The organism is Plantactinospora solaniradicis (assembly GCF_042658085.1).
In the GTDB taxonomy this organism is placed as follows: Bacteria; Actinomycetota; Actinomycetes; order Mycobacteriales; family Micromonosporaceae; genus Plantactinospora; species Plantactinospora solaniradicis.
Genome location: NZ_JBHSPR010000018.1, coordinates 179,443 through 203,935, shown reverse-complemented (window position 1 = coordinate 203,935; position 24,493 = coordinate 179,443). Strand labels below are relative to the sequence as shown.

Below are 24,493 nucleotides of genomic sequence, written 5' to 3'. Positions count from 1 at the left end.
TCCAGGGATGCCCGCCCGCGATGGGGCCGGACCGGACGGTGTGCAGAGGCGAGGATCAGGCGTGCAGGTCGGCGGCGGCCAGCAGGCTGTCGAGGCGGAGCCGCCGGGCCAGCTCCGGTGGACACTCGGCGACCAGCGCCGCGGTGCCGAGCGCCGTACCGCCACGGGTGGCGATGACCTCGTAGAGGGCCCGTATCTGGGCGCCACTGGCCACCCAGTCGTCCACCACCAGCACCCGGTCGTCCGGCCCCAGGTGCCGGTCCCGTACGCCGAGGGCCAGTCGCCGCCCCCGGTAATCGGAGTCGGTGAAGGCCCAGGTGGTGGGCTCGGCGATCCGCCGGTCCCCGGTGTTCTTGTAGGCCGGGACGAACCCGACACCGAGCGCGTTCGCGACGAGTGGGCCCAACAGCAGGCCGGTGACCTCGGGCGCGATCACGACGGTGGGACGCCGGTCCCGGAACGGCTCGGCGAGCACCGGTCCGAGACCGGCGAGGATGGCCGGGTCCCGCCACCAGCCGGACGAGTCGCTGACCAGGTGGGTGCTCTCCGGTCCCGGGTCGGTCCACCGGAACCCCTCGATCAGTCGCTTTCTCAGCTCGGCCCGCCGCACGCAGACCATCTTGCGGCACGGCGGCGGACCGGTTCGCGGTACGGGCACGTCCGACCCAGCGGGGGTCGGATGATCGGCTACACGTTTCGCCACATATCCGGGCGAAAGCACATGATCACATTGACTTCCGAAGTACCTGTCTCGTTACGGTCCGACCCGATCTATGTCGTCCACGAGAGGAAGTGCCGGTGGCTGGGAGACATGCCCGAGCTCGGATCTTCAGGTCGCCGACCGGCCTGGTGGCCGCCGGTGCGGTCGCCGTCGCGCTGGTCGGCGCGGGCGCGGCCGGGGCGGTACGGCTCGGCACCGAACCCACCGCCAGTGAGTCGTCGACGCCGCTGGTGACCGCCCCGGTCGCACCGGGCATCCCGAGCGGGCTGCCGACGGCCTCGGCCAGCCCGGCCCCGACCAACCCCGATCCGACCCGCTCGGCCGAGCACTCCTCCCGGTCCAGCACCCGGTCGACGCCGAGCCCGACCCGTTCCGCCGTCACGAAGCGGCCCGCCGCGACGAAGCGGGCGGTCACGACGCCGACGGTCCGGGTGGTCGACACCGGCTCCTGCGGCGCGTCGTACTACGACCAGGGGCAGGTCACCGCGAACGGGGAGGCGTTCAATCCCGACGGGTTGACCGCCGCGCACAAGACACTGCCCTTCGACACCCGGGTGCGGGTGACCAATCCGGCCAATGGCAAGTCGGTGGTGGTCCGGATCAACGACCGGGGGCCGTACATCGACGGTCGCTGCATCGACCTGTCCCGTGGGGCGTTCCAGGCGATCGCCTCGTTGGACCAGGGCGCGCTCGACGTGAGGTACGAGGTCCTCGGCTGATCGGTTGCGGTGTGGCGGGGCGAGTCGGTTGCGGTGTGGCGGGGCGAGTCGGTTGCGGTGTGGCGGGGCGACGCCGGTGCGTGTCCGCCGGGCCGGCGAAATGATCGGACAATGTTCATTCGACTTGCAACGGCTGGCTGACTCGGCGATGGCATCCGGCGAAACCGGGGCGGTTGGATGCGCCAGGTGGCCAGAACCCGATCGGACGAGGAGTCAACTTCGTTCAATCGCGCTCGTCGATCAGGCATGCTGTTCGGCGTACCCATGCGATTTATGCCGTCGGGCGATCGCCCGATGAGCCCTGGCTCCCGCGCCGGTCTCGGCGCGGCCATTGTGCTGCTCGCACTCGTCTCCGTGGTGGAGTTCGCGGACGACTCGAAGGTCAACTATGTCGGCCTGGTCGCGGCGGCGCCGTTCCTGGCCGCGGCGTTCGCGTCCTGGCGGGTGGTGCTCGCGGTCGGGGCGATCGCGACCGTGCTGGCGGTGTTCCTGGCCTGGGGCGGTCAGGTGGTTCCGCTGGCCGCCTCGGTCAACGTCGTCGGCGTCGTCCTGGCCACGGCGATCGCCGCGCTGTTCGCGGTGATCCGGCAACGGCAGGCCGACCGGATCGCCGAATTGTCCAAACTCGCGTCGGTGGCCCAACAAGCCGTACTACGTCCGGTCGGTCCACAGGTCGGCAGCCTGGCGGTGGCCGGCCACTACATCTCGTCCACCGCGGCGGCGGACATCGGCGGTGACCTCTACGAGGCGATCGACACGCCGTACGGGGTGCGGATCATCATCGGAGACGTCCGGGGCAAGGGCCTGGACGCGGTCCGACTGGCCAGCATCGTGCTCGGCTCGTACCGGCACGTCGCCTACGAGCGGGCCGACCTGCGGGCGATCGTCGCCGACCTCGACCGGGCGGTGGCGCGTAACGTCGGCGACGAGGACTTCGTGACGGCGGCCCTGGTCGAGGAGCGGGGCGGCACGCTGACGATCGTGAACTGTGGCCATCCGGCACCGTTGCTGCTCCGGGGCGGTCAGGTGATTCCGATGGAGCCGCCGGCACCCGCGCCGCCGTTGGGCTTCATGCCGGTGGTCCGGCCCCGGGTCGAGCGGCTCGAGCCCGGTGACCGGCTGCTGCTGTTCACCGACGGACTCGGCGAGGCACGTCGGGACGGCGAGTTCTTCCCCACCGCGGACCGGGCCTGGCGACTGCTCGGGCACGGCACCGTGGCCGACGGGCTGGCGTCGCTGGAGTCGGCGCTGGTCGAGTGGGTGCGCGGTCGGCTCGACGACGACATCGCCCTGGTGCTGATGGAGTACCCGGGACCGCGCTCGGCAACCACCACCGCCGTACCGAGCTGGGAGGTCGGCGCCACCGACGGCTGAGCAGCCGTACCGGAACCCGGTGGGCCGGGCGGGGCCGGCCGTGCGGCGGCCGGCAGCGGGGGTCGGGTTTCCGGCACTGTGGCATTCGTCACCGGACTGACCGGCTCTGGGCGTCCTACCCGCGAGTAATATAACTCGTGTTACTGCTGGGTAACCTGTGTTCGGAAGCGGGGGGCAAATGACCCACTACAGGAGCAATCGGCGCGATCTTGAGTTCAACCTCTTCGAGGTCTTCGGGGCGGAGCGGACGTTCGGCGTCGGCCCGTACTCCGAACTGGACGCCGACACCGCTCGGAGCGTCCTCGCCGAGGTCGACCGGCTGGCCCGCGAGGACCTCGCGGTCAGCTACGCCGAGAGTGACCGCAATCCGCCGGTGTTCGATCCGGCCAACCACACCGCGGCACTGCCCGAGGCTTTCAAGCAGTCCTACCGGACCCTGATGGAGTCGGACTTCTGGCGGATGGACCTGCCGGCCGAGCTGGACGGGACACTCGCCCCGCGCGCCCTGTGGTGGTCGGCCGCCGAGCTGATCCTCGGCGCCAACGCGCCACTCTGGATGTACGCCGGCGGCCCGTCCTTCGCGCACACCCTCTACCGGGAGGGCACCGAGGAGCAGAAGAGGTGGGCCAGGCTCTTCGTCGAGAAGCAGTGGGCCTCCACGATGGTGCTCACCGAACCCGACGCCGGCTCGGACGTGGGCGCGGGGCGGACCCGGGCGATCCCGCAGCCGGACGGTTCCTGGCACATCGAGGGCGTCAAGCGGTTCATCACCAGCGGTGAGCACGACCTGACCGACAACATCATCCACTATGTCCTGGCCCGACCGGTCGGGGTGGCGGGTGTCGGCGGCCCGGGTACCAAGGGCCTGTCGCTGTTCGTGGTTCCCAAGTTCCACTTCGACTCCGAGACCGGCGAACTGGGCGACCGCAACGGCGTCTACGCGACGAACCTCGAACACAAGATGGGCCTCAAGGTTTCGAACACCTGCGAGATGACCTTCGGCGAGCACGGCGTTCCGGCCAAGGGCTGGCTGCTGGGCGACGTACACGACGGCATCCGGCAGATGTTCCTGATCATCGAGTACGCCCGGATGATGGTCGGCACCAAGGCCATCGCCACGCTCTCCACCGGCTACCTCAACGCCCTGGAGTACGCGAAGAACCGGGTCCAGGGTGCAGACCTGCTCCGGTCGACCGACAAGAACGCCCCCCGGGTGACCATCACCCACCATCCGGACGTCCGCCGCTCGCTGATGCTCCAGAAGGCGTACGCCGAGGGCCTGCGTGCGCTGGTCTGCTACACGGCGACCTGGCAGGACCGGATCAACCTGGCCGAGGCGGCCGGTGACGAGTCGACCGTCAAGCTCGCCAAGGGCGTGAACGACCTGTTGCTGCCGTTGGTCAAGGGAGTCGGCTCCGAGCGGGCGTACGAGTTGCTCGGGCACGAGTCGTTGCAGACGTTCGGCGGCTCCGGTTTCCTCCAGGACTACCCGTTGGAGCAGTACGTCCGCGACGCGAAGATCGACACTCTCTACGAGGGAACCACGGCGATCCAGAGCCTCGACCTGTTCTTCCGGAAGATCGTCCGGGACCGGGGGACGAGCCTGATGGCCGTGGCCGGCGAGATCCAGGGCTTTGTCGAGTCCGGGGCCGGTTCCGACCCGGTGCCCGCGATGTCCGCCGAGCCGGTCGACGGCCAGCTCAAGGAGGAGCGGTTGGCCCTGGGCCGGGCGCTCGGCGAGGTGCAGAGCATGCTCGGCACCATGACCGGGTGGCTCGCGGAGGCCCAGGGTGACGATCCGCGCGCGATGTACAGGATCGGGCTGAGCAGTCGCCGCTTCCTGCTGGCGGTCGGCGACCTGGTCGTCGGCTGGCTGCTGCAACGGCAGGCCGAGGTGGCGCTCCGGGCGTTGAGCGCGGAGGTGTCCGAGGCGGACAAGGCGTTCTACACCGGAAAGCTGGCCGCCGCCCGGTTCTTCGCCCGCGAGGTCCTGCCCCGGATCGGTGCCGACCGGCGCATCGTCGAGGGCGCCGACCTCGAGTTGATGGAGTTGGCCGAGGACGTCTTCTGACGGTTTTCCGATCCCGCGCACGTTGGCGGTGGTCCCCGCTCGACAGGCGGCCGGCGTAGCAGTTGCTCGCCGGCCGCCGCGTTATTCTTGAGGCGGTGCTAGGAGCAGTTTGACCTGATTTGTCATGAAAGCCCACGACCCATCGCACGGGGGAGTGCAGCGGACATGGGCCTTGGTACGGGAATTTTCCTCATTACGTTGGGAGCCATCCTGACGTTCGCGATCAGAGCGAACATCTGGTGGCTCGACCTGCGCGCGGTCGGCTGGGTATTGATCCTGGCCGGGCTCGGAGTGGTGGCCACCACCCTCTGGTACTGGCAGGACCGCAAGAAGCGCGCCCGGACGCTGATCGTCGAGGAGAACCGACTGTCACATCCGACGGCGATGATGCCGCCGCCACCGGATCCGCCGCCACCGAGCGCACCACCGACCTGATCGGGGGGCGGCCGGAATCACCGGTGACGCGACATCACCGGTGACCCGCCGGTCAACCGCGCGCGGTGTGCCACTTCACGATCGGTCCGGCCTGCTCGCGTACGTCCGCCCACTCGCCGTCGATCCCGTGCACGACGATCCCGCTGGTGCGCAGTCCGTCCGGGTCGGCATGCACCGGATCGAGCAGAGTGGACAACTCCGAGATGGTCGGGTTGTGCCCGATCAGCAGCAGCGTTGTCGCGTGCGGATCGGTGGAGCGGACGAGCTCGAGCAGGTCCGCCGCGTACCCGTGGTAGACCCGCTGGTCGTAGCGGACGGCCGGAACTCCGCTCTGCGTACGTGTGGTGCCCGCCGGCGCGGTCGCGGAGTCGCGTGGTGGCTCGACCGGACGGGTCGGCGGCGCCGCCATCCCGAGGGCGGCGTCGTGCCAGGTCTGCCGGGTGCGTTTGGCCGGGGAGCAGACGACGACGGTCGGCAGGTAGCCGCCGTGGCCCAGCCAGGCGCCGGCGGCGGCCGCGTCCGCGTGTCCGCGGGCGGTCAACGGTCGCTCGGCGTCCGGTCCGGTGGTCGGTCGCTCGGCCTTTGCATGCCGGAGCAGCACGAGTAGCCGCTTGGGCGCCTTCGGCCGTCCAACGGCCCCGCTCGGGCTGACCCCACTGGTATCCGTCACGTCGATCCCACTCCTCCGCCTCGGTCAGGGCGTCTTTCCGTGATGTACGGCTGACCGTTGGCCACCCGGCCCGGCCCGATCACGACGTCGCCAACCAGCTTGCCTGATTCGGATTTGAAACGCCTGGGTATGTCGACGTGTACCGCGACCTCACCGGTGGGCGGTACTGGCGCAAGCCGGTCGAGAGCCTAGGAGGGCGACAAAGTGGGCATCGGTGGAAGCATCTTCCTCATTGCACTGGGTGCGATCCTCGCGTTCGCGGTGGACGTCGAGGTGGGCTGGCTCAACCTGAGCATCGTCGGCTGGGTGCTGATGCTCGCCGGCGTGGTCGGCCTGATCATGACTGCCTACCTCTGGCGCGGTCGTCGCCGTACGGTTGTCACCCCGGTGGCCGACCCGAGGGTCGTGCCGAGTCGGGACGAGCAGGTCGTCGAGGAGTACCGCGAGGTGCGTCGTCCCGGCCATCCGCTCTGACCGGGGATGACCGGGCCAGAGCGGGGTACGGCGCGGCAGGTCCGCCCGGGTTGCCCTGGCGCCGTCCGGGCCCCGGGTTGCCCTGGCGCCCTCAGGGTTGAGCGTGGCGCCCGAGGTGCGGTGACGGTGTTGCGGTGCCCGGGGCGACCTCTGGCCGGGGTCGCGGGGCGGACCACGGCCGGGTCCTGCAATATGGGCGCATGACTGCACGGGTGCGCGCACCAGAGTTCCGGGGCCGGGGCTGGCTCAACACCGGCGGGCGGGACCTGACTCTCGCCGATTTGCGCGGAAAAGTCATTTTGCTGGATTTCTGGACTTTTTGCTGCATCAACTGCCTGCACGTGCTGGACGAGCTGCGCCCGTTGGAGGAGAAGTACGGCGACGCCCTGGTGGTGATCGGGGTCCACTCGCCGAAGTTCGAGCACGAGCGGGACCCGGACGCGCTCGCCGCCGCCGTCGAGCGGTACGGCGTCACCCATCCGGTGCTGGACGACGTGGAGATGGCCACCTGGCAGCAGTACGCGGCGAAGGCGTGGCCGACGCTGAACGTGATCGACCCCGAGGGCTACGTGGTCGCGTCGATGGCCGGCGAGGGTCACGCCGAAGGGCTGTCCCGGCTGCTCGACGAGCTGATCGCCACCCACGAGGCCAAGGGCACCCTGCACCGCGGCGACGGCCCGTACGTCCCGCCCGCCGAGCCGGCGACCCCGCTGCGCTTCCCGGGCAAGGCGGTCGAACTGGGCGACGGTCACCTGCTGGTGTCGGACTCGGCCCGGCACTCCCTGGTCGAACTCGGGCCGGACGGCGAGACGGTACTGCGGCGGATCGGCGCCGGGCACCGGGGACGGGCGGACGGCCCGGCCGACACCGCCCGGTTCGCCGAGCCGCAGGGCATCTGCCGCCTGCCCAGGCACGCGGCCGAGGTCGCCGGGTACGACGTCGTGGTGGCGGACACCGTCAACCACCTGCTCCGGGGCGTACGGCTGGAGACCGGCGAGGTGACCACCGTCGCGGGTACGGGCCGACAGTGGCGTTCGACGGTGGACGACCACGCCCATGACGCCCTCTCCATCGACCTGTCCTCGCCCTGGGACCTGGCTTGGTACGACGACCGGGTCGTGATCGCGATGGCCGGGATCCACCAGCTCTGGTGGTTCGATCCGATCAAGCGGACCGCCGGGATCTACGCCGGCACCACCGTCGAGGCGCTACGGGACGGTCCGCTGCCGGACGTCTGGATGGCCCAGCCGTCCGGGCTCTCGGTCTCCGGCGACGGCCGTCGGCTCTGGGTCGCCGACAGCGAGACGAGCGCACTGCGGTACGTCGAGGACGGGGAACTGCACACCGCCGTCGGGCAGGGGCTGTTCGACTTCGGCCACGTGGACGGTCCAGCCGACCAGGCGCTGTTGCAGCACCCGCTGGGCGTCGGCGCGCTGCCGGACGGGTCGGTGCTGATCGCCGACACGTACAACGGCGCGGTGCGGCGGTTCGACCCGGCGTCGGGGACCGTGTCGACGGTCGCGAGCGGACTGGCCGAGCCGAGCGACCTGGTGGTCACCGGCGAGGGCGAGGTGCTGGTGGTCGAGTCCGCCGCGCACCGGCTCTCCCGGTTGGCGCCGGGTGCGTTGTCGGCGGCCGGGGCCAGCACGATCGCCGGCGCCCGGCACCGTACGGAGCGGCCGCCGACCGATCTCGCCGCAGGCGAACTGACCCTGGACGTGATCTTCGAGCCGCCGCCGGGGCAGAAGCTGGACGAGTCCTTCGGCCCCTCCACCCGCCTGGAGATCTCCGCGTCCCCACCCGAGTTGCTGCTCGACGGCGCCGGGGTCGGCACGGAACTGTCCCGCCGCCTGGTCCTCAACGACCAGGTGGCCAGCGGGGTGTTGCAGGTGGTCGCCCAGGCTGCCACCTGTGACGCCGAGGCCGAGCATGCCGCCTGCCACCTGAGCCGGCAGGACTGGGGCGTGCCGGTACGGATCACGTCGGACGGGGTACACCGGCTGCCGCTCATCCTGCGCGGTCTGGACAGCTAGTGCGCCGCCCCCGGCCCGGGGGTCAACTCGCCGTCTGCTCCGGCAGGCCACCCCACGGCAACCGGGGAGGGTCCATCGACATCCGCACCTGGTAGTCGAGGGCGGTCGTCTCCTTCCCCCACCGGGGCATGCCGAGCGGCACGTCCTCGGTGTCGAGCCGTACCTCGATGATGGTCAACCGGTCGGGTCTGCCGGAGAGACCGGCGAAGACCCGGGCCAGGTCGCCCTCGGTGGCGGCCACGTACGAGTCGATCGGTGCGTTCCGGGCGAACATCGACGGCAGCTCGGCGTAGCGCCAGTTGTCGATGTCGTTGTAGGGCTGGTGTGCGCCCTCGATCGTCCGCTCCACGGTGTAGCCGCCGTTGTTCAGCACCATGATGATCGGGCGTTGGCCGGTGGCCAGCATCCGGCTGATCTCCTGGACCGTCAGTTGGAGTGAGCCGTCCCCGGTGATGAGGACGACCCGGCGATCGGGGTCCGCCATCCCCGCGCCGAACGCGGCCGGCGTCGCGTACCCGATCGCGCCCCAGAGCGGCGCCAGCAGGACGTCGGTGTCCGACGGCAGGTGGAAGTTCGCCACGCCGAACGACGGGGTGCCCGTCTCCGGCACGAGCACGTCTCCCGGACGCAGCATGGCCGCCACGGCAGACCAGAGCCGCGCCTGCCGGAGCGGTGCGGTGCTGGTCGAGTCGAGGGGGATGGGACCGGGTTCGATGGTCACCTCCCAGTCGGCCTCGCGAGCCGGTGCGATCCCGTACAGCGCGTGCAGTGCCGCGGCCGGGGGTACGGACGGGAACACGTCCTCCCCGACGCTGCTGGAGGTGGTGTTGAGCCCGATGATCCGGGAGAGGTCCAGGTCGGCGGTGAACAGGCCGTCCCAGTCGAAGAACTTCGTGCCGACGCAGACCAGGGCGTCGGCACCCTCGATCGCGGTGCGGGCCGGTTCCAGACTGTCCCCGCCGTTGTAGATGCCGACGAAGTGCGGGCTGGACTCGTCGATGAAGCCACGTCCCAGGCTCTGCGTCGCGACCGGCCAGTTCCGGTCGATCAACAGCGAGTTCACCAGGTCCCGCAGGTCGTAACGGATCGCCAGGTTGCCCACCAGCAGCGCCGGGCGGGTGGCGTCGGCGAGCAGCCGCCGGGCGGCACCGACGAACGCGTCGAGCTGCTTCGGGTCGACGGCCGGCTCGGGCGGGATGAGCGGCGACGAGGGTGGCGCCACCCGCTGCCGGGCGACGTCCCCGGGCAGGCGTACGTAGACCGGTCGCCGGGCGAGCCAACCCGCACACAGCACCCGGTCGATCTCGCTGCCGGCGTTGTCGGCGGTCAGGCTGGTCTGGGCCACGGTCACCTCGCGGCCGACCCGGACCCAGCGGTCGTAGTCGCCGTCGCCGAGGGAGTGGTGCATCGCCGCGTGCTGCTCCATGATCCGGACCGGTGGCCCGCCCACGATCGACACGATCGGCACCGACTCCGCCATCGCCCCGGCGAGGCCGCACACCGCGGAGAGTTCGCCCGGTCCGAAGGTGGTGACGATGGCGGCGATCCCGGCCAGTCGGGCGTAGCCGTCGGCGCTGTAGGAGGCGTTCAGCTCGTTGCAGCTACCCACCCACTCGATCCCCGGAAACGCCTCGATCTGGTCGAGAAACTCCATGTTGTAGTCGCCCGGTAGGCCGAAGATGTGTCGTACCCCGAGGTCGTGGAGCCGGCTCAGCAGCAGTTCACCCACGGTGATCATGGTTGGCCAGTTCCCCGCATCGTGCCACCCCCGTCACCGCACCGTCGCAGTCCGACCGCCCACGAGTGGTCGACCTCGACCGCACCGCCCGCCGCCGTTCCCTCATTCTCGGGTCTTCGCCTGGCGCCGGGACCGGGAATCGGCAAAGCCACGAACCAGGCCGCGAGGGCCGCAGGCAGGCGGGGAAATCACCGGCCGAACAGGGGAATGGAAGCTACGGGAGCACCCCTCGTTGATCGCCCGTGCGGCCGGCCCGGATCGTGCGACGCACAATTGCGGAATGGCATTCCCCCTCCCCCATCCCTCGGCCCTCCTCCACCTCACCAGGAACGCCGTCGACCAGGCCACCGGTGCGGCAGCCACACTCGCCGACCTGCCGGCCCGCGCCCTCGACCTGCTCGACGGCACCGAGACGCTGGTACGCCGGATCGCCTCCGTGCTCGACCGGGTGGAATCGGTCCTGGAGCGCGTGGAGTCCACCCTGGACCGCACCGGTCAGATCGTCGACGCGACGGAGAAGACGATCGAGCAGGTGCGGTCGGTCACCGCCCGCGCCGTCGCCCCGATCGACGAGGCGACCCGGATCACGGCGGTCGCCGGGCTGGTGGTCGCCGACGCGAAACTCGTGGCGGACCAAGCAGCCGCGACCATGGCCCGCGCCGAGGGGACCATGACCACCGTCGACGAGCTGCTCGCCGCGTACGCCGACACGTTGCGCAAGGGCGCACCGATGGCGAACCGGTTCGTCGAGCAGCTCACCCCGGAGGAGGTCGACGCGGCGATCCGGCTGATCGACGAACTGCCCCGGTTGACCGGACACCTCACGTCGGACGTACTGCCGATCCTGGCCACCCTGGACCGGGTCGGCCCGGACATCCACGACCTGCTCAACGTGACCCGCGACCTGAGGCTCGCCATCGGCGGCATCCCTGGGTTGGCGATGCTGCGCCGACGTGGCGAGGCGCTCTCGACGGAGGATTAGCCGCTGGCGCCCGGGTCGAACCCGGACGGTCCGACCTGGTCGACGCGGGGCGGGGCGGGGTGGACGGCGGGGAGATTCCGTGACGACGGCGGGGTTTCGGTGACGTGATGCGATGCACTACCCCTGAGTAACCTACGGTGTCGTAACCTGTCCAGGTGAGTACCTCTTCGCCGTCCCGGCTCCGCCCCGTCGACCTGGGCAAACCACGGATGCGAGGCTGGCTGCACGCGTACGCCTTCTTCGTGGCCGTGGCGGCCGGTGTCGTACTCTGCTCGATCGCGGCGACCCGGCCGGGCTGGACAGCGCTGATCAGTTGCACCGTCTACAGCGTCACCGTCTGCGGCCTCTTCGGCACCAGCGCCCTCTACCACCGTCGGGTCTGGTCGGAGCGCGGCTACCGCACCATGCGCCGGCTCGACCACTCGATGATCTTCGTGTTCATCGCCGGCACGTACACGCCGTTCTGCCTGTTGCTGCTCTCGGGGCGGAGTGCGGCCGTACTGCTGGTGATCGTGTGGTCCGGCGCGGTGGTCGGGGTGGCACTCAAGCTGGTCTGGCCACACGCACCCCGGTGGGTGTCCGCGCCCCTCTACCTCGCGCTGGGCTGGGTCGCTGTCGCCGTGCTGCCGGACATCCTGGATCGGGGCGGGGCGACCGTGTTGGCGTTGCTGGTCGCCGGAGGGGCCGCCTACAGCGTCGGTGCCGTCTGCTACGCGCTACGTCGCCCCAATCCCTGGCCCACGGTGTTCGGCCACCACGAACTGTTCCATGCGTGCACCCTCGTCGCGGCGATCTGTCATCACGTGGCGATCTACTTCGCCCTCTTCGCATGACCCGCCGTGAAACGACCAGCGCCCCGCCTCCCGAACGGGAGGCGGGGCGCGTGGTTTCGTATCAGCCGGCCGGACTCAACTACCGGCGGTCGCCGCCGGTTGCAGGCAGAGCACTTCCTTGCGGCCCGGGATGACGATGGTCTGCGGAGTGTTCGGTGCGCACTCCGCCTTGTCGGTCACCTTGGAGACCACCTTGAAGACGCCCTGCTCCGCGCAGTCGGCGATGACAGGAGTCCCACCGGAGTCCTTGACACAGGCGCCGACCGCCGGGTTGAACGGGGGAGCCGAGTCATCTTCCCCGATCTTGCCGAGCAGCCAGAGGGTGCCCAGTGGAATCGCCAGCAGCAGAACCGCGGCGACCAGCACCAGGAACAGCACCTTCCCGTTGCGTACCTGCGGCGCCGGGGGCTCGGTCTTGACCTCAGGTTCCGCTTCCGGCTTGAACGAGTCGAACCGGCCCTGATCGGCACCGTCCGGTCCACCGCCCCAGTTCGGACCCGACGGGGACGGCGATCCGTACGGCGGCGCACCCCCGGGTGCCCCGAACGTCGTCGGGGCCGCTCCGGGTGGCGACCCGTAGGTCGCAGCCGCTCCCGCTGATCCGTAGGTCGCAGCCGCGCCCGGCGACCCGTAAGCCGCCGGTACCGGTGCTGCCGAATTGGGCGCGCCGAATCCGCCCGGGCCTCCGGCGCCGGGCATCGGCGGACCGAAGCCCGGCTGCCCGGCCCCGTTTCCGCCGAAGCGGTCGCGGTCGGCTCCGCCCGGCCCGCCGAATCGGTCGGTGTCGGCGGGAGCTGGCCCGCCGAACCGGTCGGTGTCGGGTGAACCGGGTACGCCGAAGCGGTCGGCTGGGCCGGGCCCGCCGAACCGGTCAGCATCGGTTGGGCCGGGTCCGCCGAACCGGTCAGCATCGGCTGGGCCGGGTCCGCCGAAGCGGTCTGCCTCGGGTGAGCCGGGTACGCCGAAGCGGTCGGCTGGGCCGGGTCCGCCGAAGCGGTCGGTGTCGGCGGGAGCTGGCCCGCCGAACCGGTCTGCTGGGCCGGGTCCGCCGAACCGGTCTGCCTCGGGTGAGCCGGGTACGCCGAAGCGGTCGGCTGGGCCGGGTCCGCCGAACCGGGCGGCGTCCGGCGGACCGGATCCGGGTGCACCGGCCCCGGGGGAGTCGATCAGGTCGGCGAAGGGCGCGGCTCCGGCCGCCTGAGGGCGGTTCGGGGCGTCGGCCTGGGGTGCCCTGGCTCCCGGAACGGCCACCCGGGTCGCCGGTGGGTCATCCGGAAATCGGTCGTCATGGTCTTCCGACCCCGGCTGTGCGGGTGGCGCGCCGTAGACGCCCACTCCGGGCCGTCTCGCGCTCTCGCCGCCGGACCGATCGGCCTCCCAGCCGCCGGGCTCGGCGGGGCGGCCCTGGTCGGGCTCGTCCGCTGGGGCGGCCCGGCCGTACACCCGTGGCTGCGGTGCCGGCATCGGGGTCGCGGCGACGTGGTCGGCCGGCGGCAGGACCCGACTGGCCGCCGGAACGGCGGCGCTGGCCCGGCCGACGGGTCGGTCGGATTCGGCGGCCGGCTCCGGCCGTCCCACCCCGGGTACGGCCACCCGGCCGCCGACCGAGGAGTCCGTCGGCACCCGTGGCTGAGGTACGACCGGCATGGCACCGGGCGAGGGAGCGGGCGACTGCGGTGCCGCGTCCGGCGCGGTCGACGGATAACCACCCGGCGTCCAGCCGTCCGGCTCCCGGGCCGGCTGACCGTAGTCCGCCGGCTGACCGTAGTCCGCCGGCTGACCGTAGTCCGCGGGCTGACCGTAGTCCCGGCCCTCCGCGGGCTGACCGTAGTCCCGGCCGTCCGCGGGCTGACCGTAGTCCCGGCCCTCCGAGGGGAAGCCGGGCCGGGGCGGGTAGTCACCGGGGGCCGGCGAACCAGCCGGCGCGGGGCGCCCGGACTGCGCCGCGTAGTCGGTCGGGGACTGCGGTGGGTAGTCGGCCGGCGGTGCGGCGGCCAGACTCGCGCCGGGTACCCGGGTCTCCTGCGGCGGCAACGGTACGGCGTTCTCCGGCGAGAATCCCGGCGCCGGGCGGGGCTGGTACGCCGGTCCGTCGGCCGGGCTGCCCGACTCCCGCCGGTCGAACTCGGGACGGGACGGCTCGAATGCACCGGGCCTGGCGTTCGGTCCCGGCGACGACGACCAGGTCGACGGCTCGGGTGCCCAGGCGGCAGCCTGTGGCGATCCGCCGTGCGGCTGTCCCGCCCCTGCCTGCGGTGGGTAGTCGGTGGGCCGCTGCGGGTAGTCGCCCGGTGGCGGAGTGGACTCCGAACCAGGTCGCTGGGAGCCCCACGCCTCGCCCGGTCCCCACGGTTCGGGGCCGGCGAAGCCGCCGCCCCGGTTGGCCGGAGGGTAGCCGGAATTGTCGGCGGACTGGCCGGGGTACGCGGACCCGTCCGGCGCCGCCGACGGATATGCCGGGCCGCCGGAGGACTGGCCGGGGTATGCCGGGCCGCCGGAGGACTGGGCCGGGTAGCCGCCCTGCGGGCCGCTGCCGGGCTGGGCGGGGTAACCGCCCTGCTGACCCCCGACGTGCTGGTCGGGATAGCTCTCCGAGCCGCCGGGCGCGGCGGACTGGGCCGGGTACGCCGACTGCCCGCTCGACGGGTCTTCGGACTGGCCGGAGCCGGTCCAGCGCGGAGGGCCGACCGGGGCGCCCTGGGCCGGAGGGTTGCCCCACTCCGGCGGGTAGCCGGCGCCCTCGGCGGGCGTTGGCCTCGGCGGGGCGGACGCCTCCGGCGGTACGCCCCACTGCGTCTCCGGGCGTGGCCGGGGTGCGCCCGGCTCGTTGCCGGACCCCTCCCAACCGGGCGCGCCGGCCTGGCCGCCACCCGGGCCGGCTGGCTGCTCGTCCCAGGCGGTGGGCGCACCCGCTCGCCCGGACGGCGGTGGTGCCCATCCGAAGTCGGCCGGTGGCGCGCCAGCGCCCTGGGGCGGGAACCGGTCCTCGCCCTGTGGTGCGGAACTGCCGTACGGGGCTGGGCCTGCGGCGCCCGGCGCAGCCTCGTCCGGCCACCGGCCGGGGTGCTGCGGATCCTCGGACGTCATGCGCGCGCCTCCTCCATCACATGTCGGCCGCGCCGATCGCGCGTCGGTTCTCCGGCCAGGGTCGCCGGCGGTACCGGCGCGAGACCGGCTCAGCAAGCTCCCCGCACGGTAACCGGTCCAGGCCGGTGCCGCCCGGGGGCAGCACAGGTCGCCGGGGGCCAGCCGTCCGGGAGCGCCGAGCTGACGAGGTCTGCTCGGTACGTCTCGGGCGGTTGGTCGGGCGACGACCGAGCCCCACCGTACCGGGCGGCGTGGCAGGGGCGGAATCCCGGTGGCCGCGCTGTGAAACGCCGACGGACCGCCCGGCGGACCGGGCGGGCCGTCGATCTGGTGCGGAGGTGAGGAGGCTCCGCTGGGGGTCAGCCGTAGTAGCGCTGCGCGGCGATCAGGATCTCGTCGCGGACCGCCGGCGAGCTGGTCGCCTGCAGTGCCCGCTCGATCGCCCGCGCGCGTCGGACGCTGGCCCGTCGGTTACGAAGTCGATTGATCATGCTCATGGTGTGTGCCCCCTGGCTATTCGGTTGTCTTCCCGTCTGATGTGTCCATTCAATCGCATCTCACCGGAGGCTGCCACCGATTAGAAGGTGAGTTGGGACACCGGCCTACGAATCAAAAGTCAAACCGTCTTCGTGGCGACGGTTCTTCGTAACCTAATGGCTACGGCCGGTGTGCCCGGGGGTAACCCGGGGCACACCGGCCGCGTCCTGCCAGTGCGGATCGTCGGAGCGTCAGGTCCAGCCGAGCAGGGCCGCCTCCGGATCGGCCAGGAAGTCGCCCACGTCACGCAGGAACTTCGACCCCAGCTCGCCGTCGATGATCCGGTGGTCGAAGGAGAGCCCCAGCGTCGTCACGTGACGAACCTTGATCTTGCCCTTGTGTACCCAGGGCATCTCCCGGATCGCCCCGAACGCCAGGATCGCCGACTCGCCCGGCGGCAGGATCGGGGTACCCGTGTCGACGCCGAAGACTCCGACATTTGTGATGGTCAGGGTGCCGCCGGACATGTCGGTCGGCGCCGTCCGTCCCGCCTTCGCCGTCTGGACCAGCGCGGTCATCGCATCGGCCAGCTCCCGCAGCGACAGCCGGCCGGCGTCCTTGATGTTCGGCACGATCAAGCCGCGCTCGGTCGCCGCCGCGATGCCCAGGTTGACGTACTCCTTGACCACGATCTCGTCGTCGGCCCAGGTCGAGTTGACCATCGGATGCCGGCCGACCGCGAGCAGCACCGCCTTGGCGACGAGCAGCAGCGGTGAGACCCGGACCTCCTGCCACTCCCGACGCTTCCGCAGCCGGTCGAGCGCCTTCATCGACCGCGTCACGTCGACCGTCAGGAACTCGGTGACGTGCGGGGCGGTGAACGCTGACGCGACCATGTTCTGCGCGGTGAGCTTCCGCACGCCCTTGACCGGAATCCGCTGCTCCCGGTCCGGCCCGAAGGCGGGGCCCGCCGTGGTCCGGGTCGCGGACGCCGGTTCGGCATCCGTCCCGCCCCCGGCCACCGCCAGGTGTACGTCGTCCCGGGTGATCGAGCCCAACGGGCCCGACCCGGTCAGGGTACGCAGGTCCACCCCGAGATCCTTGGCGAGCTTGCGTACCGGCGGCTTCGCCAGAACCAGCGCCTCGGATCCCGTACCGGTCCCGGCGGCGGGCGCCGGAGGCGGTGTCGTGGCCGCCCGGCGTACCGGCGGAGCTGCCGGCACCGGGGTCGGAGCCGGCGCGGGCGCCGGTACCGATGCGGGTGCGGACCGTGGCACCGGAGTGCCGTTCGGCCCGGCGCCCTTGCGGGGTCGGCGCTTCGCGGCGGCGGTCTTCGGGCCGTAGCCGACCAGCACCGCCGTCCGGCCACCCGGTGCCGGGCCGCCGATCAGGCCCGGTTCGATGGCGCCCTCCGCCGGAGCCAGCTCGACCGCCGCCAACGAGGCGGCGGACGGCACCGGCAGGTCTCCGGCGCCCGGGTCGGTGTCGACGGCGAAGATCGGCGTACCGACGTCGACCACCGTGCCTTCCTCTTGGAAGATCGCGATGACCTTGCCGGCCCACTTCGCCGGGATCTCGACCGCAGCCTTGGCGGTCTCGACCTCGACGATCGGCTGGTTCAGCTCGACCGTGTCACCGACCGACACCAGCCACTTGAGGATCTCGCCCTCGGTCAGCCCCTCCCCGAGGTCGGGGAGGGGGAACTCTCTGACTCGCGACATCCCGCTCACCAGCCGAAGGTGCGGTCGACGCCGTCGAGCACCCGGTCGAGGTTGGGCAGGTAGTCCTCTTCCAGCCGGGCGGCCGGATAGGGCGTGTCGAAGCCGGCGACCCGCAGCACAGGTGCCTCCAGGGAGTAGAAGCACTCCTCGGTGATCCGGGCCGCGATCTCGGAGCCGAGACCGAGGTTGCCGGGTGCCTCGTGCACCACCACGCACCGGCCGGTCCGCTTGACCGACTCGTAGACCTGGCCGAGGTCGAGCGGGGAGAGGGTGCGCAGGTCGATGACCTCCAGGTCGCGACCGTCCTCCTCCGCCGCGGCGGCCGCCTCCAGTGCGGTCCGGACCATCGGGCCGTACGCCAGCAGCGTGGCGTCGCGGCCGGGCCGGACCACCCGGGCGGCGTGCAGCGGGTACGCGTCGCCGAGTGGCGCGTCGAGGTCCACCAGGCCCTTCTCGTGGTAGCGCCGCTTCGGCTCGAAGAACACGATCGGATCGTCCGAGGCGACCGCCTGTTGGATCATCGTGTACGCGTCCTGCGGCGTCGAACAGGCGACCACCTTCAGCCCGGCGGTGTGCGCGAAGTACGCCTCCGGGGACTCCGAGTGGTGCTCCACCGCGCCGATGCCGCCGCCGAACGGGATCCGGATGACGATCGGCACCTTGACCTTGCCCTGCGAGCGGTAGTGCATCTTCGCCACCTGCGACACGATCTGGTCGTACGCCGGGTAGACGAAGCCGTCGAACTGGATCTCGCAGATCGGCCGGTAGCCCCGGATGGAGAGGCCGACCGCCGTGCCGATGATGCCGGACTCGGCGAGCGGGGTGTCGATCACGCGGTTCTCGCCGAAGTCCTTCTGCAGGCTGTCGGTGATCCGGAAGACGCCGCCGAGCTTGCCGACGTCCTCGCCCATGATGATGACCTTGGGGTCGCTCTCGAGCGCGCGGCGCAGGCCGCGGTTGAGTGCCTTGCCCAGGGTGAGGGTTTCGGTGGCCATCAGTGCGCGCTCCCCTCGAACGAGTCCATGTAGCGGGCGGTCAGCTCACGCTGGGCGTCCACCTCCGGCGAGCCGTGTGGGAATACGTTGTCGAACATGGTCAGCGGCTCGGGATCGGGCATCTCGAGCACCCGCTCCCGCAGTCGCAGCGCTTCCTGCTTGGCCTGCTCGTCCACCTCGGCGAGGAACGCGTCGTCCGCGATGCCCTGCTTGGTGAGGAAGGTTCGGACCCGGGCGATCGGGTCCTTGGCCTGCCACGCCTCGACCTCGCTGGCGATCCGGTACCGGGTGGGGTCGTCCGTGGTGGTGTGCGCGCCCATCCGGTAGGTGTACGCCTCGATCAGGGTGGGGCCCTGACCGTGGCGGGCGTTGTCCAGAGCCGCCCGGGTGACCGCGTACGTCGCCAGCACGTCGTTGCCGTCCACCCGTACGCCGGGGAAGCCGAAGCCGGCGGCCCGCTGGTAGAGCGGGATCCGGGTCTGCCGCTCCAGCGGCTCGGAGATGGCGTACTGGTTGTTCTGGCAGAAGAACACCATCGGGGCGTTGAAGACGCTGGCCCAGATGAAGGCCTCGTTCACGTCGCCCTGTGCGGAGGCACCGTCGCCGAAGTAGGCGATCACCGCCTCGCCGTCGTCCGTGCCGGTCCGGCCGTCCATGTTCACGCCCATGGCGTAGCCGGTCGCGTGCAGGGTCTGCGCCCCGATCACGATCGTGTACATGTTGAACTTGAATTCGTTCGGGTCCCAGCCGCCGAGGTCGACGCCGCGGAACAGACCCAGTGGCATGATCGGGTCGATTCCCCGGCAGTAGAGCACGCCGTGCTCCCGATAGGTCGGGAAGGCCATGTCCTGGGTGCGCAGGGCTCGACCGGAACCGACCTGGGCCGCCTCCTGGCCGAGCAGGCTGGCCCAGATGCCCAGTTCACCCTGCCGCTGTAGCGCGGTCGCCTCGGCGTCGAGCTTGCGGACCAGGACGAGGTCCCGGTAGAGGCCGCGGTACTCCTCGTCGGTGAAGTCGACGCGGTACTCCGTACCGTCGTGCCAGGTGACCTTGTCGATCCGGTCGCCGTCCGGGGTGAGCAGCTGCACGAGGTCCCCTGTGCCTGGGGTTGTGCCGCCAGGCCGTGCGGACCGGGTCGTGGCCCGCCTGCCGCGGGCCGTACCCGCAGGATCGCCCTTCGCCATCCCTATCTCCCTGTCGTTCGTGCGTCGGCACCGGGGGTGTCCCGACCGCGCAGCTGGTGCGCCCGTCCGGCTGGTGCCGGACCGGGGGTGGCTGCCGCGCCTTACCCCGGTAGGGGCAGCCACGCGGCGTGGACCAGATTCTGGCCGATCCTGGTCCACCGAGCGCCGGCACCGCGTCCCGCCTGCCACAGGGGGGTGCGCGGAAGGTCTGGCCGCGTTGCCGTCGGCTCCATATTCGCAGAGCAGCTCAGCACACCTATAGTTCGGCCTCCGCCAGATTCGGATGGCCGCCAGGTTCGCACCACATCTACCGATTTGATCGGGTACGGCGACCGGATCATCTCAATCTCCATCGCTGACACGCTGTGTAAGGCTGGCAAACTCATCGTCACTACATCACTGTAGGTAGCGGATATGTCGCCTGGGAGAGACGAGTCTCCGCCCGGGTTCCATTCGGCCGATGCCGCCGTTTCCGGCGCGCCGGTCCTGCGCTGTCCCGCGATGACGAGGAGTTTTCCGTGCCCAACCACGGTGCCGACGAGCCGGCTCCCATGCTGCCGGCCCGGCACCGGCGGTCCGGCGGCGCACACGTCGGATACCGCCGGGTGACCGGGATTCACCGGGCCGAAGGGCTCGCGGGACCCACCCGACGCTATCTGTTCACGGTCGCGTTGCTGGCCGGGACCTCGTCGTTGCCGATCCTGGCGGCGATCGGCAGCGGTTCGGCGACCGTGGCCGACGGCATGCCACCGGCCGGGGTCACGCCGTTCATCGCACCGCCGTCCGGCGGGCCGCTGGTGGTCGTACCGCTGGTCCCGACGACGCCGCCCGTGGTGGCACCGGGCCCGGCCGGTACGGGCGACCGGTCCCTGCGGACCGGATTGCGGCCGTTCCCCGTCCCTTCCGGCCAGTTCGACGACGCCGGCACGTCGGGTACGGAACCCGGCGTACCGCCGAACGACGGCCCGGATCCGAACCAGACGGGAACCCTGCCGACGCTTCCGGGGCCGACGCCGACGCCGGGGCAGGCCGTGCCGCCGTCGCCCGCTCCGTCCCCGGAGCCGTCGCCTTCTCCGTCCCCGCCGGTACCGGAGCCGTCCGCGCCGGCCGAACCGAGCAGGCCGCCGTCGGCCGGGCCGAGCGGCACCGCCGAACCGTCGCCGACGGCGCCCGGGACGTCTCCGGCACCGACCGGTTCGCCGGAGGCCACTCCTTCGGCGGAACCGACCCCGTCCACGGAACCGACCGCCGCCCCCGAGCCCACCAGCCCGGCGCCGACCCCGGCGCCGAGTCCTGTTCCGGCGCCAAGTTCCACCCCGGCGTCGGACCCCACCCCCGCGCCGGGAACCGTGCCCGCGCCGAGTCCCGTCCCGGAGCCGGCCGCCGCGCTCCGTCTCGGCTGAGGGCCAGCCTCGGCTGAGGGCCAGTCCCGGCTGAGGGTCAGTCTCGGGTGAGGGACGGACGGAGCATCGGCGGGTGCAGCAGCTCGGCCGACCCGCGTCGGTAGAGCTGTGCCGGCCGCCCACGATCTCCCTCGGTGACCCGGCCGGCGGGCTCCACGAAGCCGGGGGTGCCGGTCACCTTCCGGTGGAAGTTGCGCGGATCCAGCTGACTGCTCCAGACGGTCTCGTAGACCGTCCGCAGCCGGGCGATGGTGAACTCCGGCGGACAGAAGGCGGTGGCCAGCGGGGTGTATTCGAGCTTGGCCCGGGCCCGCTCCAGTCCGGCGGCCAGGATGACGTCGTGGTCGAAGGCGAGCTGGGCGTCGGCGATCCGGGATACCGGAAGCCAGTCGGCCGCGGCCGCGTCGGTGCCGGCCACCGGCGGGGGTAGGTCCGGAAGCAGGGCCAGGTACGCCACCGTCACCACCCGACCGCGCGGGTCGCGTCCCGGCGTGCCATAGGTGCCCAACTGCTCGAGGTGGCCCACCGGCTCTGGGACCCCGGTCTCCTCGGTGAGCTCCCGTGCGGCGGCGTCCGCCAGGTCCTCGTCGATCCCGACAAACCCGCCGGGCAGCGCCCAGCGACCGTGGTACGGCGGTATGCCCCGGCGGACCAGCAGGATGCAGAGCTCGTCCTCCCGCACGGTGAGGACCACCAGGTCGACGGTCACCGCGAACGGCGGGTATTCGGCCATCTGAATTATCACCACCTTGACGAGAAGCTACCACAAGCGTTATCGTCAGTAGGACGAAAAACTCCGGACCGAAAGGTACCGGCCCAGCACAACCCTCAGACGAGGTCGCCGACCGGCAACGGTGGCCTTGGGCGGCGCTGACCTCGGTCAGCGCCGCCGCCCTGACCGGCCGGCGGGGGGCGGACCGGTCTTCGATGGGACCGGCGGGCCCGACATGCTCTCCCACGTCGCGGCCCGCCGGTCGTCGGCCACACCGCCACCGCCGACCGGCGCGCGACCACCGTCGGTTCACACCGGACGGGCGACACGCCTTGAGGCCCCGCCGGTCCGCGCTGCCACGCGGGCCGGCGCGGAGGCGGACCGTCGTCGATGGAGCAGCGCGTGGCCCGATGCCGGACCCGGCTGCGATTTGTGGTGACTCAGCCCTACCAGCCAGTAAGCACACGCGTGTGGACTATTCACCGGCCATCTACCCGTAGCTATGCTGACGTCCCTCGATAGCACCGGAAAACCCCGGTGACCTGAGACAGGAGGCAGCGTGGGTCGCACCAGCGGTAGGTGGAGCCGTGGCCTGCTGGCCACTACGCTCGTGACAGCGCTCGCGGTGGCGGCCGCACCGGCGCCCGCCCAGGCCAACCTGGGAAGCCTGGGGAGCCTTGGCTCCTGGGCGTTACGTAAGGCGGTGACCACCAAGGGCGTCCAGAAACACCTCAAGGAGCTACAGAAGATCGCGGACCGCAACGGAGGCAACCGGGCCTCGGGCGCGTCCGGTTACGACAGGTCGGTGGACTACGCCGAGAAGGTCTTCCGGCGGGCCGGATACCGGGTGACGCGGCAGAAGTTCGACTTCCAGACGTTCCTGATCAACACTCCGTCCGAACTGGAACGGACGTCGGCACCGGCCGGCGACCTCCCACACCGGATCATGAGCTACTCCGGCAGCGCCGACGTCACCGCGCCGGCCAGCGTGCCGACCGGCGACTCGCAGGGCTGCGCCGCCAGCGACTTCGGCCCGGCGAACGTCGGCACCATCGTCCTGATCAGCCGGGGCACCTGCCCGTTCGGGCAGAAGGCCAGTAACGCGGCTGCCGCCGGCGCGGCGGCCACCGTCATCTACAACAACATCAGCGGTGACCTCTCCGGGACCCTGGGCAACACGTACACCCTGGACTTCGCCGCGCTGGGCGTCTCCCAGGCACTCGGCCAGGAACTGGTCGGCCAGGTCGCCGGTGGCCTCACCCTGCGGGTCTTCACCGACACCTTCCGGGGCATGGCCAGCACCGAGAACATCCTCGCCGAGTCGCGCTGGGGCAACCCGGGCAACGTGGTGATGGCCGGTGCGCACCTCGACTCGGTGCCGGAGGGCCCGGGGATCAACGACAACGGCAGCGGCAGCGCCGCGTTGTTGGAGATCGCCGAGAAGATGAGCATCTTCCCGACCCGGAACAAGGTCCGGTTCGCGCTCTGGGGCGCCGAGGAGGCCAACCTGGTCGGCTCGACCTACTACGTCGCGAACCTGCCGGCGGCCGAGCGGGACAAGATTGCCCTGTACCTCAACTTCGACATGGTCGGCTCGCCGAACTACGTCCGGTTCGTCTACGACGGCGACAACTCGGCGTTCCCGCCCGGCACCGGATCGGCGGTCGGCCCGCCCGGCTCCGGAGCGATCGAGAAGCTGTTCCACGACTACTTCCGGTCGCAGCGGCTGGCCTCGGCGGAGACGCCGTTCTCCGGACGCAGTGACTACGGGCCGTTCATCGCGGCCGGTGTGGACATTCCGTCCGGTGGCCTGTTCACCGGAGCCGAGCTGATCAAGACGGCCGAGGAGGCCAGGGTCTACGGCGGCACCGCCGGTGTCGCGTACGACCCGTGCTACCACCAGGCCTGCGACGACATCGACAACATCAGCCTCAAGGCGATCGACGAGATGTCCGACGCCGTCGCGCACGCCGTCATCACGTACGCCTACGACACCCGCAGCCTGACCGCACCGACGGGCGGCCCGGCGAGTGGCACCACCGCGCCGGCCGGGGGCGGCGGCGGACTGCACGACGACCACGAGGTCGCGAGCTGAGAATTCCCGGGTACGGCGGCGGGGCGGTGCGAAAGCGCCGCCCCGCTGCCGTTGCGTGAAACCGTCGGTACTCACCGTTATCGTGGCGCCCGTGAACGTCCCACCCGTAGCCTTGACCTCGTGGCTCCCCCGACCGATCCCGGAGGTCCTCCGATGACCGCCGCCCCGATCGCCCTCGACCGGCCCGGCCCGCACGGCTACACCACGGCAGACCTGCACGCCCTGCCGGACGACGGCCGGCGCTACGAGCTGATTGACGGGAGCATCATCGTGTCCCCCTTGGCCACGATCGACCACAACACCATCGCCCGCTGGATTGCCAACCTCCTGGAAGACTCCAGCCCGTCCGATGAGTACGCGGTCGGCACCGACCAGTCGACCACGGTCGACGACCACAACGAGCCCCGGCCGGACGTGGTGGTGACCCGGGCGGAGCACCTGCGGCGTACCCCGTTCCCGATCGCCGACGCGCTGCTGGTCGTCGAGGTCGTGTCGCCGACCTCCGCGCTCCGGGACACCGAGACCAAGCGGGCGCTGTACGCCCGGGCGGGCGTACCGGCGTACTGGATCGTCGTGCCGGAGGAGGACAAGCCGACCATCGCGCTCGCCGAGCTGGTGCTCGACCCGGGGGGCCGGCAGTACCGGTACGTCACCCACTACACCACCGAGCCGTTCGCCACCGACCAGCCGTGGCCGGTCCGGGTCGACCTGCCCGGCCTGACCGCCCGCCGGGCTCGGCTGCTCGCCCCGACCGTCGACGACCGGTGAC

At 71.4% G+C, this 24,493-nt stretch carries 20 protein-coding genes; 10 read left to right on the top strand and 10 right to left on the bottom strand.

From position 1 onward, the window contains the following. Positions 1 to 55 precede the first annotated feature (55 nt). Positions 56 to 619: a phosphoribosyltransferase family protein gene (locus ACFP2T_RS22630; protein ID WP_377425192.1), complete on the bottom strand. Its 564-nt coding sequence runs from the start codon at positions 617 to 619 to the stop codon at positions 56 to 58. Positions 620 to 798: 179 nt separating this feature from the next. On the opposite strand from ACFP2T_RS22630, the gene ACFP2T_RS22625 reads away from it, so the two are divergent. The 4 genes from ACFP2T_RS22625 to ACFP2T_RS22610 all read left to right on the top strand — a co-directional run bounded on the left by ACFP2T_RS22625 (position 799) and on the right by ACFP2T_RS22610 (position 5,320). Beyond that, the gene (locus ACFP2T_RS22625) at positions 799 to 1,440 is read left to right on the top strand and encodes a septal ring lytic transglycosylase RlpA family protein (protein WP_377424759.1); all 642 of its coding nucleotides are present in this window, start codon (positions 799 to 801) and stop codon (positions 1,438 to 1,440) included. Positions 1,441 to 1,686: 246 nt separating this feature from the next. After that, on the top strand, positions 1,687 to 2,814 hold the full coding sequence (locus tag ACFP2T_RS22620; RefSeq protein ID WP_377424757.1) for a PP2C family protein-serine/threonine phosphatase: 1,128 nt from the start codon (positions 1,687 to 1,689) through the stop codon (positions 2,812 to 2,814). Between the two features lie 178 nt (positions 2,815 to 2,992). Beyond that, positions 2,993 to 4,885, top strand: a complete 1,893-nt coding sequence (locus ACFP2T_RS22615) for an acyl-CoA dehydrogenase (RefSeq protein ID WP_377424756.1) — start codon at positions 2,993 to 2,995, stop codon at positions 4,883 to 4,885. A gap of 165 nt (positions 4,886 to 5,050) precedes the next feature. Beyond that, on the top strand, positions 5,051 to 5,320 hold the full coding sequence (locus tag ACFP2T_RS22610) for a DUF6458 family protein (RefSeq protein ID WP_377424755.1): 270 nt from the start codon (positions 5,051 to 5,053) through the stop codon (positions 5,318 to 5,320). Between the two features lie 52 nt (positions 5,321 to 5,372). On the opposite strand, the gene ACFP2T_RS22605 is transcribed toward ACFP2T_RS22610, so the two are convergent. Continuing rightward, entirely contained in the window at positions 5,373 to 5,990 is a 618-nt protein-coding gene (locus ACFP2T_RS22605) for a SixA phosphatase family protein (protein ID WP_377424753.1), read from the bottom strand. A gap of 204 nt (positions 5,991 to 6,194) precedes the next feature. Between ACFP2T_RS22605 and ACFP2T_RS22600 the strand changes: the two genes are divergently transcribed. Together ACFP2T_RS22600 and ACFP2T_RS22595 are read left to right on the top strand one after the other, a co-directional pair. Further along, the gene (locus tag ACFP2T_RS22600) at positions 6,195 to 6,464 is read left to right on the top strand and encodes a DUF6458 family protein (RefSeq protein ID WP_377424752.1); all 270 of its coding nucleotides are present in this window, start codon (positions 6,195 to 6,197) and stop codon (positions 6,462 to 6,464) included. Positions 6,465 to 6,664: 200 nt separating this feature from the next. Further along, entirely contained in the window at positions 6,665 to 8,497 is a 1,833-nt protein-coding gene (locus ACFP2T_RS22595) for an NHL domain-containing thioredoxin family protein (RefSeq protein WP_377424751.1), read from the top strand. A gap of 22 nt (positions 8,498 to 8,519) precedes the next feature. Here ACFP2T_RS22595 and ACFP2T_RS22590 read toward each other — a convergent pair whose 3' ends face one another. Further along, on the bottom strand, positions 8,520 to 10,235 hold the full coding sequence (locus tag ACFP2T_RS22590; protein WP_377424750.1) for an alpha-keto acid decarboxylase family protein: 1,716 nt from the start codon (positions 10,233 to 10,235) through the stop codon (positions 8,520 to 8,522). A 280-nt stretch (positions 10,236 to 10,515) separates the two neighbouring features. On the opposite strand from ACFP2T_RS22590, the gene ACFP2T_RS22585 reads away from it, so the two are divergent. Then, complete coding sequence (locus ACFP2T_RS22585; protein WP_377424748.1) at positions 10,516 to 11,217, top strand: hypothetical protein; 702 nt, start codon at positions 10,516 to 10,518, stop codon at positions 11,215 to 11,217. Positions 11,218 to 11,372: 155 nt separating this feature from the next. Beyond that, positions 11,373 to 12,050, top strand: a complete 678-nt coding sequence (trhA, locus tag ACFP2T_RS22580) for a PAQR family membrane homeostasis protein TrhA (RefSeq protein WP_377424746.1) — start codon at positions 11,373 to 11,375, stop codon at positions 12,048 to 12,050. Between the two features lie 75 nt (positions 12,051 to 12,125). Here the strand turns inward: trhA and ACFP2T_RS22575 are convergent, their stop codons facing one another. From ACFP2T_RS22575 to ACFP2T_RS22545, 7 genes are all read right to left on the bottom strand, one after another. Next, positions 12,126 to 15,137 (bottom strand): hypothetical protein, encoded by a 3,012-nt coding sequence (locus tag ACFP2T_RS22575; RefSeq protein ID WP_377424745.1) that lies wholly within the window; start codon positions 15,135 to 15,137, stop codon positions 12,126 to 12,128. A gap of 359 nt (positions 15,138 to 15,496) precedes the next feature. Further along, complete coding sequence (locus ACFP2T_RS22570) at positions 15,497 to 15,634, bottom strand: hypothetical protein (protein WP_196202257.1); 138 nt, start codon at positions 15,632 to 15,634, stop codon at positions 15,497 to 15,499. A gap of 231 nt (positions 15,635 to 15,865) precedes the next feature. Beyond that, complete coding sequence (locus tag ACFP2T_RS22565; RefSeq protein WP_377424744.1) at positions 15,866 to 17,344, bottom strand: dihydrolipoamide acetyltransferase family protein; 1,479 nt, start codon at positions 17,342 to 17,344, stop codon at positions 15,866 to 15,868. Beyond that, on the bottom strand, positions 17,341 to 18,330 hold the full coding sequence (locus tag ACFP2T_RS22560) for an alpha-ketoacid dehydrogenase subunit beta (protein ID WP_377424742.1): 990 nt from the start codon (positions 18,328 to 18,330) through the stop codon (positions 17,341 to 17,343). The genes ACFP2T_RS22565 and ACFP2T_RS22560 overlap by 4 nt, the downstream gene beginning before the upstream one ends. Beyond that, positions 18,330 to 19,514, bottom strand: coding sequence for a pyruvate dehydrogenase (acetyl-transferring) E1 component subunit alpha (gene pdhA, locus ACFP2T_RS22555; RefSeq protein WP_377424741.1), 1,185 nt, complete (start codon positions 19,512 to 19,514; stop codon positions 18,330 to 18,332). Before pdhA ends, ACFP2T_RS22560 begins: the two co-directional genes overlap by 1 nt. Positions 19,515 to 20,166: 652 nt before the next feature. Continuing rightward, positions 20,167 to 20,847, bottom strand: coding sequence for a hypothetical protein (locus ACFP2T_RS22550; RefSeq protein ID WP_377424740.1), 681 nt, complete (start codon positions 20,845 to 20,847; stop codon positions 20,167 to 20,169). A 107-nt stretch (positions 20,848 to 20,954) separates the two neighbouring features. Further along, positions 20,955 to 21,650: an NUDIX hydrolase gene (locus ACFP2T_RS22545; protein ID WP_377424739.1), complete on the bottom strand. Its 696-nt coding sequence runs from the start codon at positions 21,648 to 21,650 to the stop codon at positions 20,955 to 20,957. A 538-nt stretch (positions 21,651 to 22,188) separates the two neighbouring features. Here ACFP2T_RS22545 and ACFP2T_RS22540 point away from each other — a divergent pair. Beyond that, positions 22,189 to 23,724 carry a M28 family metallopeptidase gene (locus tag ACFP2T_RS22540; protein WP_377424738.1) on the top strand — a complete coding sequence of 512 codons (1,536 nt, stop codon included), beginning with the start codon at positions 22,189 to 22,191 and terminating at the stop codon, positions 23,722 to 23,724. 153 nt (positions 23,725 to 23,877) lie between these two features. Beyond that, a complete protein-coding gene (locus ACFP2T_RS22535) occupies positions 23,878 to 24,492 on the top strand; it encodes a Uma2 family endonuclease (RefSeq protein ID WP_377424737.1) in 615 nt (204 codons plus the stop codon). The last annotated feature ends 1 nt before the right edge of the window (position 24,493 follow it).

Bases quoted from the DNA above. Each gene is read 5' to 3' on its own strand.
- ACFP2T_RS22630 (WP_377425192.1), bottom strand. From the start codon at position 619: ATGGTCTGCGTGCGGCGGGCCGAGCTGAGAAAGCGACTGATCGAGGGG.
- ACFP2T_RS22620 (WP_377424757.1), top strand. From the start codon at position 1,687: ATGCTGTTCGGCGTACCCATGCGATTTATGCCGTCGGGCGATCGCCCG.
- ACFP2T_RS22615 (WP_377424756.1), top strand. From the start codon at position 2,993: ATGACCCACTACAGGAGCAATCGGCGCGATCTTGAGTTCAACCTCTTC.
- ACFP2T_RS22610 (WP_377424755.1), top strand. From the start codon at position 5,051: ATGGGCCTTGGTACGGGAATTTTCCTCATTACGTTGGGAGCCATCCTG.
- ACFP2T_RS22595 (WP_377424751.1), top strand. From the start codon at position 6,665: ATGACTGCACGGGTGCGCGCACCAGAGTTCCGGGGCCGGGGCTGGCTC.
- ACFP2T_RS22590 (WP_377424750.1), bottom strand. From the start codon at position 10,235: ATGATCACCGTGGGTGAACTGCTGCTGAGCCGGCTCCACGACCTCGGG.
- ACFP2T_RS22585 (WP_377424748.1), top strand. From the start codon at position 10,516: ATGGCATTCCCCCTCCCCCATCCCTCGGCCCTCCTCCACCTCACCAGG.
- ACFP2T_RS22575 (WP_377424745.1), bottom strand. From the start codon at position 15,137: ATGACGTCCGAGGATCCGCAGCACCCCGGCCGGTGGCCGGACGAGGCT.
- ACFP2T_RS22570 (WP_196202257.1), bottom strand. From the start codon at position 15,634: ATGAGCATGATCAATCGACTTCGTAACCGACGGGCCAGCGTCCGACGC.
- ACFP2T_RS22560 (WP_377424742.1), bottom strand. From the start codon at position 18,330: ATGGCCACCGAAACCCTCACCCTGGGCAAGGCACTCAACCGCGGCCTG.
- pdhA (WP_377424741.1), bottom strand. From the start codon at position 19,514: ATGGCGAAGGGCGATCCTGCGGGTACGGCCCGCGGCAGGCGGGCCACG.
- ACFP2T_RS22545 (WP_377424739.1), bottom strand. From the start codon at position 21,650: ATGGCCGAATACCCGCCGTTCGCGGTGACCGTCGACCTGGTGGTCCTC.
- ACFP2T_RS22535 (WP_377424737.1), top strand. From the start codon at position 23,878: ATGACCGCCGCCCCGATCGCCCTCGACCGGCCCGGCCCGCACGGCTAC.